Origin of the sequence: Agromyces binzhouensis, assembly GCF_004135055.1 — a bacterium.
Lineage (GTDB): Bacteria > Actinomycetota > Actinomycetes > Actinomycetales > Microbacteriaceae > Agromyces > Agromyces binzhouensis.
In genome coordinates, this window is the sequence record NZ_SDPL01000069.1 from 1 (window position 1) to 10,860 (window position 10,860).

Below are 10,860 nucleotides of genomic sequence, written 5' to 3' on the forward strand. Positions count from 1 at the left end.
CGGCGAGCACGGCTGCGACGGCGAGCACGGCCGCGCCGGTCGCGACCGCGGGGATCGCGGCGTCGACGTACGCCGTCGGCGTGAGCGCGCCGCCGGCGCCCGTGAAGACCGCGGTGAGCACCGCGACGCCGAGTGCGCCGCCGATCTCGCGGAGCGTGGAGTTCGTGCCGGAGGCCTTCGCGTGGTCGCGCTCGGGCATCCTGGCGAGCACCGCCGTCGCCATCGGCGCGAACACGAGGCCCATCCCGATGCCGGCGAGTGCGAACGCCGGGACGAGGGCCGGGTACGCGACGTCCTCGCTGAGGGTGGCGGCGATCCAGAACATCGCCGTCGCCTGGGCCGCGAGCCCGGCGACCATCAGGGCGCGCGTGCCGATGCGCGGGGCGAGCAGGCCGGCCAGGGGTGCGACGAACATGGGCGCCAGGGTCCACGGCATCGTCATCAGGCCCGCCTCGAGCGCGCTGCGCCCCTGGACGACCTGCAGGAACTGCACGAGCAGGAAGATCGCCCCGAAGACGCCGAAGCTGAAGGTGAACCCGACCGCGTTCGCGACGCTGAAGCTCCGGTCGCGGAAGAGCGACAGCGGCAGCACGGGCGCGTTCGCGCGGGCCTCCCACAGCAGGAAGGCGACGAGCAGCACTGCCCCGGTGACCAGGGGGAGCAGCACCTCGGCGCTGGTCCAGCCCGCTTCGTTGCCGCGGACGATGCCGAACACGAGGCCGAGCACGCCGACGCCCGCGAGGCCGACGCCGAGGACGTCGATCGGTCGGCGCTCGCCCCGCACGTCGTCGAGGACGAGGCGGGCGAGGAGGAACGCCACGATGCCGATCGGCACGTTGATCCAGAAGATGGACTGCCAGTTCCAGCCCTCGATGACGGCGCCGCCGACGAGCGGGCCGAGTGCGACGCCGAGGCCGGAGACACCGCCCCAGATGCCGATCGCCAGCGGGCGCCGGTGCGCCGGCACCGCGCCGGCGACGAGCGTGAGCGAGAGCGGCATGATCGCGGCGGCGCCGAGGCCCTGGAAGGCGCGGGCGCCGATGACCATCCACGGTTCGGTGCTGAGCGCCGTGAGCACGCTCGCGGCCGTGAAGACGGCGATGCCGGCGAGGAAGACGGTGCGGCGGCCGAGGCGGTCCCCGAGCGCTGCCGCGGGGAGGATGAACGTCGCGAAGGCGAGGGTGAAGGCGTTCAGGAACCACTGCAGCTCCTCGATCCCGGCGCCGAGGTCGGCGGCCATGACCGGGAGGGCGTTGGTGATGACGAGGTTGTCGAGCGACGCCATGAACATCGGCAGGGACGTCGCGAGGAGGATGAGCCAGACGGGGGCCCGGCGTGGTGATGGCATCAGGAGCTCGTTTCACTGGATTGAAGTAATCGAATGATTACAACCACGCAATGTAGTTATCGACTGATAACATGTCAAGCATGACGCCACGATCCGAGCGAATCCCGGCCGACGAGCGTCGCGAGCAGATCCTCGCGGCCGCCACGACCGTCTTCGGCGAGCTCGGATACGCGGGGGCGACGACCGACCGCGTGGCTCGGGCGGCCGGCATCAGCCAGCCCTACGTCGTCAGGCTCTTCGGCACCAAGGAGCAGCTCTTCATCGAGACGCTGCGCCGCACCCTCGCACGGCTGCTCGCGGCCTTCCGCGCCGCGCTCGCCGAGGCGGACGCCGGGGCGGATGCCGGCGGCGACGGCGACGGAGAGGCCCGCGAGGCACGACTCGGCGAGGCCTACCTCGAGCTGGTCGAGGACCGCGGAACGCTGCTCACGCTGCTCCACGGCTTCATGATGGGCTCCGACCCCGTGATCGGGCCGGTCGCGCGGGACGGCTTCCTGCAGGTGTTCCGCATGCTCCGTGACGAGGCGGGGTTCACGCCGGATCAGATCCACCGGTTCCTGGCCGACGGGATGCTCATCAACACCCTGCTCGCCTCGGGCGTGGGCCTCGCGGCCAAGCGCGATCGCGATGCGGCCGAGCTCATGGACTGCACCTTCGGGGCCCACGTCGCCGAGGTGCTCGAGCGGGCGTCCGCCTGATGATCCGGCCGCGGCCCTCCCGGGCGGGCGGTGGGCGCGTGCCGAGACTCGGCTGATGGGTCCCGAGGCGACGAGGCCGCTCTGGCACGGTCGCACCCTCGCGCTGCTCGGGATCCTGCTCGTCGCGTTCAACCTGCGCACCGCGGTCGCGTCGCTCTCGCCGATCCTCGACCTCGTCGAGCGCGACATCCCGGTCTCGACGGCGCTCGTGGCGGTGCTGGGCATGCTGCCGCCGCTCTGCTACGCCCTGTTCGGCATCGCGACCCCCGTCGTCACGCGCCGGTTCGGGCTCGAGCCGGTGCTCGTCGCCGCGCTCGTCGCCCTCGTCCTCGGCAGTGTCGGCCGCGGGCTCGCGGGCTCCGCCTGGTGGCTGCTCGCAGCGAGCACCCTGACCTTCGCGGCGGTCGGCGTGGGCAACGTGCTGCTGCCGCCCCTCGTGAAGCGGTACTTCCCGGATCGCATCGGGCTCGTGACCTCCCTGTACGTGACGGCGCTCGCGGTGAGCACGTTCGTGCCGCCGCTCGTGGCCGTCCCGGTCGCGGACGCGGCGGGCTGGCGCGCCTCGTTCGAGATCTGGGCCGTCGTCGCGCTGGCGGCGATCGTGCCGTGGGTCGTGCTGCTGGTGCATCCGCGCCGATCGGCACCGGCGGCGCTGCCCGAGGAGGCCCGGCCGGCCCTGCTCCGGCACGCCTTCCGGTCGCCGCTGGCGTGGGCGATGGCCACGATGTTCGCGGTCGCCGGGTTCAACGCCTACGCGGTGTTCGCGTGGCTGCCGGCGATGCTCGCGGACACCGCGGGGACGAATCCGGCCGCGGCCGGCGCGCTGCTGGCGCTCTACGCCGCCATGGGCCTGCCCGTCTCGCTGGTGGTCCCGAGGTTGGCGACCAGGCCGGGCCGGGTCCGCGCCATGGTGGGCGTCGCCGCGGTCGCGATCGCCGCGGGGTGGACCGGCCTGCTCGTCGCACCCGGCGTCGCCACCTGGCTGTGGGTCGCGCTCGCGGGCACGGGCCCGTTGCTCTTCCCGCTCTCGCTCGTGCTCGTGAACCTCCGCACGCGCACGCACGCCGGTTCGGTCGCCCTCAGCGGCTTCACGCAGTCGGTCGGCTACGTCGTCGTCGCGCTGGGTCCGGTCGCGGTCGGACTCCTGCACGAGGCGACCGGGTCGTGGACCGTGCCGTTGCTGCTGCTGCTCGCGACGGCCGTCCCCGCGGTCGTGGCGGGACTGGTCGTGGCTCGCTCGGGGTTCCTCGAGGACGAGCGCTCGCGCTGACTCGATCGTCGGATGCCGCATCCGGGCGGGTGACCCGGTCGAGTGTGCTCATGTGAGCAGACTTCCACGCGAGTGTTGCCGATGCGCGATCGGCTGCCTACGCTGGACGTGGCGGAAGGAGACGAATGGACGAGACCGACGAACTCCTCTCGATCCGCGCGGCAGAGCTCTACTACGAAGAGAACAAGACGCAGGACGAGATCGGCCAGGCACTCCGGCTCACGCGCTGGAAGGTGGGCCGACTGCTCGCCCAGGCGAAGCAGCAGGGATTCATCCGCATCGAGATCCTGCATCCGCGCGCCCGGCGACTGCCGATCGAACGGCGACTCCGCGAGGAACGCGGCCTCGAGGACGCGATCGTCGTCTCGTCGGCCGGCGTCGCGTCGCCCGACGAACTGCAGGCGCGCACCGCCCAGGCCGCGGCCGACTACCTCACGGCGCTCCGGCCCGTGCCGCGCACGCTCGGCGTCAGCTGGGGTCGCACCCTGTTCGAGATCTCCCAGCACCTCCGCAACGGCTGGGCGACCGGCGTCAACGTCGTCCAGATCAACGGCGGCGTGAGCCTGAACCGCCGCGCGGGCACCGCCGCGGCGACCGCGGTGGCCATCGCCCAGAAGGGCGGCGGCAGCGCCACCCTGCTTCCCAGCCCCGCCATCCTCGAGCACCTCGCGACGAAGGAGGCGATCGAGTCCGATCGCGTCGTCGCGGGCGTCATCGAGCTGGCACGGTCCGCCGACGCGTACCTGTTCAGCGCGGGCCCCGCCGATCACACCTCGGTCCACATCGAGAGCGGCTACCTCACCGAGGCCGACGTCGACCTGCTCGTCCAGAAGGGCGCCGTGGGCGACGTCGTCGGCCGCTACATCGACTCGGAGGGCAACATCGTCGACCCCGCACTCGATGCGCGGACCGTCGGCCTCACGCTCGACGACGTCCGCGACGGACGCCTCCGCATCGCCGTGATCGCCGGGCGGAGCAAGCACGCCGTCGCCGACGCGGTCGTGCGCTCCGGCCTCTGCTCCGTCCTCGTCACCGACGAGGCCACGGCACTCCACCTCCTCGACGGCTGATCCGGCCGCACCACGAAAGACAGGTCACCCACCATGTCCGGCACCTCCCTCGTCACCGCGCGCGAGCGCGCGCTCGCCGTCCTCGGCGGCGAGCCCGACGACGCCACGCTCCGCAGGTACCTCCACGGCATCGCGGGCGTCGACGCCGTCGGCCTCGAGCAGCGCGCCGCGGGCCTCGGCACGCGTTCCATCAAGACGTCCTCCAAGAAGTGGGCGCTCGACCGCATCATCTCCCTCGTCGACCTGACGACGCTCGAGGGCGCCGACACCCCCGGCAAGGTGCGCTCGCTCGTCGCCAAGGCGATGAACCCAGACCCGGCGGATGCCACGACGCCCCGCGTCGCGGCCGTCTGCGTCTACGGCGACATGGTGCCGTACGCGGTGGACGCCCTGGGCTCGGTGCACGGCGATCCCGACGACGGCCTCATCTCGGTCGCGGCCGTCGCGACCGCGTTCCCGTCCGGTCGCTCCTCGCTCGAGATCAAGCTGGCCGACACGGCCGAGGCCGTCGCGAACGGCGCCGACGAGATCGACATGGTCATCGACCGCGGCGCCTTCCTCGCGGGCCGCTACGGCCTGGTGTTCGACCAGATCGCCGCGGTGAAGGAGGCGTGCCGGCGCCCCGACGGCACGAGCGCGAGCCTCAAGGTGATCCTCGAGACCGGCGAGCTCGTCACGTACGACAACGTCCGCCGCGCATCGTGGCTGTCGATCCTCGCCGGCGGCGACTTCATCAAGACCTCGACCGGCAAGGTGCAGCCCGCCGCGACGCTGCCCGTCACCCTCCTCATGCTCGAGGTCGTGCGCGACTGGCACCTGATGACCGGCCAGCGCATCGGCGTCAAGCCCGCGGGCGGCATCCGCGCCTCGAAGGACGCCATCAAGTACCTCGTGACGGTCGCCGAGACCGTGGGCGAGGAGTGGCTCCAGCCGCACCTGTTCCGGTTCGGCGCCTCCAGCCTGCTGAACGACGTGCTGCTGCAGCGCCAGAAGATGGCGACCGGCCACTACTCCGGCGCCGACTACGTGACGATCGACTGAGACGAGAGCACCGCATCATGAGCTTCCTCGAATACGCACCCGCCCCCGAGTCGCGGGCGATCCTCTCGCTCCGCGACGAGTACGGCCTCTTCATCGACGGCGAGTTCGTCGACGGTCGTGGCACCCCCTTCCAGTCCGTCTCCCCGGCGAGCGAGGAGCGGATCGCGACGATCGCGAACGCGAACGCGGCCGACGTCGACGACGCCGTCGCCGCGGCCCGCCGCGCGCACGATCGCGTGTGGTCTCGGATGACCGGTCGCGACCGCGGCAAGTACCTCTTCCGCATCGCGCGCCTCGTCCAGGAGCGCGCCCGCGAGCTCGCCGTCGCCGAGTCGCTCGACAACGGCAAGCCGATCAAGGAGTCGCGCGACGTCGACGTGCCGCTCGTGGCGGCGTGGTTCTTCTACTACGCGGGCTGGGCCGACAAGCTCGACTACGCCGGGCTCGGCGCCAACCCGAAGGCGCTCGGAGTGGCCGCCCAGGTCATCCCGTGGAACTTCCCGCTGCTCATGCTCGCGTGGAAGATCGCCCCGGCGCTCGCGGCCGGCAACACGGTGGTGCTGAAGCCCGCCGAGACGACGCCGCTCACGGCGCTCATCTTCGCCGAGATCGTGCAGCAGGCCGACCTGCCGCCGGGCGTCGTGAACATCATCACGGGCGCGGGCGACACCGGTGCGGCGCTCGTCGGCCACGACGGCGTCGACAAGGTCGCCTTCACCGGTTCGACGGCCGTGGGCCGCGCGATCGCGAAGCAGGTCGCCGGCACCCACAAGAAGGTGACGCTCGAGCTCGGCGGCAAGGCCGCGAACATCGTGTTCGACGACGCGCCCATCGACCAGGCGATCGAGGGCATCGTCAACGGCATCTTCTTCAACCAGGGCCACGTGTGCTGCGCCGGGAGCCGACTGCTGGTGCAGGAGTCGATCCACGACGAGGTCGTCGAGCGGCTGAAGCAGCGCCTGTCGACGCTGCGCCTGGGCGACCCGCTCGACAAGAACACCGACATCGGCGCCATCAACTCGCGCGAGCAGCTCGAGCGAATCCGCGAGCTCTCCGACGCGGGCGTGGCCGAGGGCGCGGAGCGCTGGAGCGCGCCGTGCGAGATCCCCGAGAACGGGTTCTGGTACGCGCCGACGATCTTCACGAACGTGCAGACCTCGAACCGGATCGCGCGCGAGGAGATCTTCGGGCCGGTGCTCTCGGTGCTCACGTTCCGCACGCCGCAGGAGGCCATCGCGAAGGCGAACAACACGCCGTACGGCCTCTCGGCGGGCATCTGGACCGACAAGGGCAGCCGCATCCTCGCGGTCGCCGACCAGCTGCGCGCCGGCGTGGTCTGGGCGAACACCTTCAACCGCTTCGACCCGTCGAGCCCGTTCGGCGGCTACAAGGAGTCGGGCTACGGCCGCGAGGGCGGACGGCACGGCCTCGGCGCGTACCTCTCGCCCGCATCGGTCACCTCGAGCGGTCGCACCGCGCCGCGCGCCGTCGAGGCCTCCAGCGCGGCATCCGGCGACGAGAAGCCGTCCAAGCGAACGCGACGACCTGCCCGCCCCGCGAAGAAGGGAGCCGCGAAGTGAGCCGCCTCGCCGTGCCCAAGACCTACAAGCTGTTCATCGGCGGCGCGTTCCCGCGCAGCGAGTCCGGTCGCACCTACGAGGTGCGCTCGGCCGACGGCGGGTTCCTCGCCAACGCCGCGAAGGCCTCGCGGAAGGACGCCCGCGACGCCGTGGTGGCCGCGCGCGGCGCGGTCGCCGGATGGGCCGGTGCGACCGCCTACAACCGCGGCCAGGTGCTCTACCGGATCGCCGAGCTCCTCGAGGGCCGTCGCGCCCAATTCACCGCGGAGATCGAGGAGGCCGAGGGGCTCACGCGCGCCCAGGCCGGTGCGCAGGTCGACGAGGCGATCGATCGCTGGGTCTGGTACGCCGGGTGGGCCGACAAGTTCGCGCAGGTGGCCGGCAACGCGAACCCGGTCGCCGGGCCGTACTTCAACATCTCGGTGCCCGAGCCCACCGGCGTCGTCGCGATCGTCGCGCCGCAGGACTCCTCGCTCGTCGGGCTCGTCTCCGCCGTCGCGCCCGCGCTCGTGGCCGGCAACGCGGTGATCGTGGTCGCGAGCGAGCGGTTCCCGCTCTCGGCGATCAGCCTGGCCGAGGTGCTCGCGACGAGCGACGTGCCGAAGGGCGTCGTCAACGTGCTGACGGGTTCGCCCGCCGAGATCGCGCCGTGGCTGGCGAGCCACTCCGACGTCAACGCGCTCGACCTCGTCGGCGCAGGCGAGCTCGACTGGGTCGACCTCGAGATCGCGGCGGCCGACACCCTGAAGCGCGTGCTGCGCCCCGAGCCCGGTCCGGATGCCGCGGCACCGGCGCTCGACCGCATCGCCGCCTTCACGGAGACGAAGACGGTCTGGCACACGAAGAGCCTGCGGTAGGCGAGAGCCCATGTCCGGGCGCGAGGGGGCTTCCGACGAGCGCGGGCGGCTGGTCGCCGACCCGTTCGACTATCGGGTGACCGGGCACGGCGCGGTGATCGTGCTGCGCGGCGGCCGTGCCGTGATGACCGTGGGCGGGCGCTCCGCCGTGAAGCTCGTGGCGGCGCTGCAACGTGCGGACGATTCACAGGCGCAGCACCTCCTCGCCCGGGCGAGCGGCAACTATCGTCGGGGGAACGAGCACGGCTGAGCCCGTGCGACGCCTGACGAGGGGAGGGCCGACGTGCGGGTCCTGGTGACGGGGGCGACCGGCTACATCGGAGGACGCCTCGTACCGCGGCTCGTCGAGGCCGGACACGAGGTCCGCGTCATCGTGCGCCGGCCCGAACGGCTGCGCGACGTCCCGTGGGCGGGCGACGTCGAGGTCGTCGCGGGCGACCTGATGGACGCGGCGGCCGTCGACCGCGCCATGCGCGACGTCGAGGTCGTCTACTACCTCGTGCACTCGATGGGCGGTCGCGGGGACTTCGAGGACCTCGAGCTCTCGATCGCCCGCAACGTCGCCGAGCACGCCGCCGGCAACGGAGTGCGACGGATCGTGTACCTCGGCGGGCTGCATCCCGCGGCGGGACGCCTCTCCCGTCACCTGCGCTCGCGGGTGCGCGTCGGCGAGATCCTCCTCGCCTCGGGCGTGCCGACGATCGTCCTCCAGGCGGGCGTCGTCATCGGGTCCGGGTCGACGTCGTTCGAGATGATCCGGCACCTGACCGAGGTGCTCCCGTACATGCCGGCGCCCCGGTGGGTGCGGAACTTCATCCAGCCGATCGCGGTGCGCGACGTGCTGCACTACCTGATCCGCGCCGCGGCGGTCCCGCCCGAGGTCAATCGCGCCTTCGACATCGGCGGGCCCGACGTGTTCCGCTACGGCCAGCTCATGAACGGCTACGCGGTCGAGGCCGGCCTGCGGCAGCGGCCGATCGCGGCGCTGCCCGTGCTCACGCCGTGGCTGGCCGGGCAGTGGGTGAACCTCGTCACCCCGATCCCGCGACGCATCGCGGTCCCGATCATCGAGTCCCTCCAGTTCGACTGCGTCATGCGCGAGCACGACATCGACGACGTCATCCCGCCGCCCGCCGAGGGGCTGACGCCGTACCGCCGAGCGGTCCGGCTCGCGCTCGAGCGCGAGCAGTCGGGCGAGGTCGAGACGAGCTGGCGCAACGCCGAGGTCGCGGGCGCCCCGAGCGACCCGCTGCCGAGCGACCCCGACTGGGCGGGCCACACCGTCTACACCGACCACCGGGAGCGTGGCGCGGCCGCGCCCGTCGAGGCCCTCTGGGCCGTGATCGAGGGCGTCGGCGGCGAGAACGGGTGGTACTCGTTCCCGCTGGCGTGGGCGGTCCGGGGTTGGATCGACAAGCTGTTCGGCGGGGTGGGCCTCCGCCGCGGACGGCGGGACCCCGACACGCTGCATCCGGGCGACGCGGTCGACTTCTGGCGCGTCGAGCACATCGAGCGCCCGCGGTTCCTGCGCCTCCGGGCGGAGATGCGCGTGCCGGGGCGCGCGTGGCTCGAGATGTCGGCCGAACCCGACGGCGCAGGCTCGCGGTACCGCCAGCGCGCCGTCTTCTTCCCGAAGGGGCTGGCGGGTCGCCTCTACTGGTGGGCGGTCGTCCCGTTCCACGGGATCGTGTTCGCGGGCATGGCGAATCGCATCACGGCCGAGGCCGAGGCCTCCGTCAGCCGGGAATCCGACGTCGCCGGAAAAAAGTAACGAAACGGTAACGGCGTTTGCTAGGGTGACCTGCACGGTCCCGTGCAAGGAGGCGCGGATCGTGGAAAGGCCCGATCAGTGCGTCACCTTCGAGACGCGGTCGACCCAGCGACCGCGGCCCCCGATCGACCCAGCGCCCAGCAGGTCGCCACCCCGGTTCCCCGTCCGTCCGGCCGCGACGGCATCCGCGGGCTCGCGCGCCCGCCGAGGCCGCTCATCCGCATCCCGCTCGCCGTCGCCGGCATCGTCGCCATGGCCGCCACGCTCTGGGGCGCCTCCACGCCGACCGGCGTGTATGCGATCGACGTGTTCGGCGCCCTCCGCCAACCCGGAGACGCCGCCGCCATCATCGGCCATCGCGGCGACCGCTCCCAGGCGCCCGAGAACACGATGCCCGCACTGGAGCTCGCGATGGACAGGCTCGCCTACGTCGAGACCGACGTGCGCCTCACCCGCGACGGCGTACCCGTGCTCTTCCACGACACCGACCTCGAGCGGATCGCCGGACGCGACGCGCGCATCGAGGACCTCGACCTCGAACGGCTCGAGCGGATCGATGCCGGCGCCTGGTACTCCCCGGAGTGGGCGGGGGAGCCCATCCCGACCCTCGAGACCTTCCTCGCGGCGCTCGCGGAGCGCGAGGGCGCCCGCGCACTGGTCGAGCTCAAGGCCGACTGGACCCCGGAGGAGGTGCGGATCGTGCTCGACCTCGTCGAGCGCCACGGCCTGCGCGGCCGGGTGGTCCTGCAGAGCTTCAGCATCGAGACGCTGCAGTCCATCCAACGGGTCGCCCCGACCACGCCGAGGATCATGCTCATCCGCGAGCTCCCCGCCGACCCGGTGCCGCTCGCCGAGCAGCTCGGCGTCATCGGGTTCGGCACCACCGCGGCATCCGTCACCGCGGCACCCGAGGCGATCGACGTCGCGCACGAGGCCGGCATCGCCGTGCTCTGCTACACGCTCAACAGCCAGGACCGCTGGGAGGAGGTCAGCGCGCTCGGCGTCGACGGGATCATCACCGACCAGCCGAGCGACCTCGACGCGTGGATCGCCTCGACCTCGCCCGGCACCTGACCGGGCACGCCGCGCGCACGACCCGCCGTCAGCCGAGCACGACCACGTCGGCGCCGAGCCGCGCCGCGGCATCCGCGAACGTCGCGTGCATGCGCTCGGAGAACAGCACGAAGCGCACGAGGTCCGGTGCGGCGACCGCGGCCACCGCGCC

General features: G+C 72.4%; 10 protein-coding genes. 9 read left to right on the forward strand and 1 reads right to left on the reverse strand.

Going from position 1 to position 10,860, the window contains the following annotated elements:
- On the reverse strand, positions 1 to 1,348 hold a 1,348-nt coding region (locus ESO86_RS05665; RefSeq protein ID WP_129233967.1), incomplete at its 3' end, for a DHA2 family efflux MFS transporter permease subunit.
- Between the two features lie 80 nt (positions 1,349 to 1,428).
- Here ESO86_RS05665 and ESO86_RS05670 point away from each other — a divergent pair.
- The 9 genes from ESO86_RS05670 (at position 1,429) to ESO86_RS05710 (ending at position 10,709) form a co-directional block, all read left to right on the forward strand.
- The gene (locus ESO86_RS05670) at positions 1,429 to 2,046 is read left to right on the forward strand and encodes a TetR/AcrR family transcriptional regulator (RefSeq protein ID WP_165307361.1); all 618 of its coding nucleotides are present in this window, start codon (positions 1,429 to 1,431) and stop codon (positions 2,044 to 2,046) included.
- Between the two features lie 55 nt (positions 2,047 to 2,101).
- Entirely contained in the window at positions 2,102 to 3,316 is a 1,215-nt protein-coding gene (locus ESO86_RS05675; protein ID WP_129233971.1) for an MFS transporter, read from the forward strand.
- A 125-nt stretch (positions 3,317 to 3,441) separates the two neighbouring features.
- Positions 3,442 to 4,386 (forward strand): sugar-binding transcriptional regulator, encoded by a 945-nt coding sequence (locus tag ESO86_RS05680; protein WP_129233973.1) that lies wholly within the window; start codon positions 3,442 to 3,444, stop codon positions 4,384 to 4,386.
- A 33-nt stretch (positions 4,387 to 4,419) separates the two neighbouring features.
- Positions 4,420 to 5,427, forward strand: coding sequence for a deoxyribose-phosphate aldolase (gene deoC, locus ESO86_RS05685; protein WP_129233975.1), 1,008 nt, complete (start codon positions 4,420 to 4,422; stop codon positions 5,425 to 5,427).
- Between the two features lie 17 nt (positions 5,428 to 5,444).
- On the forward strand, positions 5,445 to 7,007 hold the full coding sequence (locus ESO86_RS05690; protein ID WP_129233976.1) for an aldehyde dehydrogenase family protein: 1,563 nt from the start codon (positions 5,445 to 5,447) through the stop codon (positions 7,005 to 7,007).
- Positions 7,004 to 7,864: an aldehyde dehydrogenase family protein gene (locus ESO86_RS05695; protein ID WP_129233978.1), complete on the forward strand. Its 861-nt coding sequence runs from the start codon at positions 7,004 to 7,006 to the stop codon at positions 7,862 to 7,864. The genes ESO86_RS05690 and ESO86_RS05695 overlap by 4 nt, the downstream gene beginning before the upstream one ends.
- Before the next feature lie 10 nt (positions 7,865 to 7,874).
- Positions 7,875 to 8,114 carry a hypothetical protein gene (locus tag ESO86_RS05700; protein ID WP_129233979.1) on the forward strand — a complete coding sequence of 80 codons (240 nt, stop codon included), beginning with the start codon at positions 7,875 to 7,877 and terminating at the stop codon, positions 8,112 to 8,114.
- 33 nt (positions 8,115 to 8,147) lie between these two features.
- Positions 8,148 to 9,635, forward strand: coding sequence for an SDR family oxidoreductase (locus tag ESO86_RS05705; protein WP_129233981.1), 1,488 nt, complete (start codon positions 8,148 to 8,150; stop codon positions 9,633 to 9,635).
- A gap of 78 nt (positions 9,636 to 9,713) precedes the next feature.
- Positions 9,714 to 10,709 carry a glycerophosphodiester phosphodiesterase gene (locus tag ESO86_RS05710; protein WP_129233983.1) on the forward strand — a complete coding sequence of 332 codons (996 nt, stop codon included), beginning with the start codon at positions 9,714 to 9,716 and terminating at the stop codon, positions 10,707 to 10,709.
- The last annotated feature ends 151 nt before the right edge of the window (positions 10,710 to 10,860 follow it).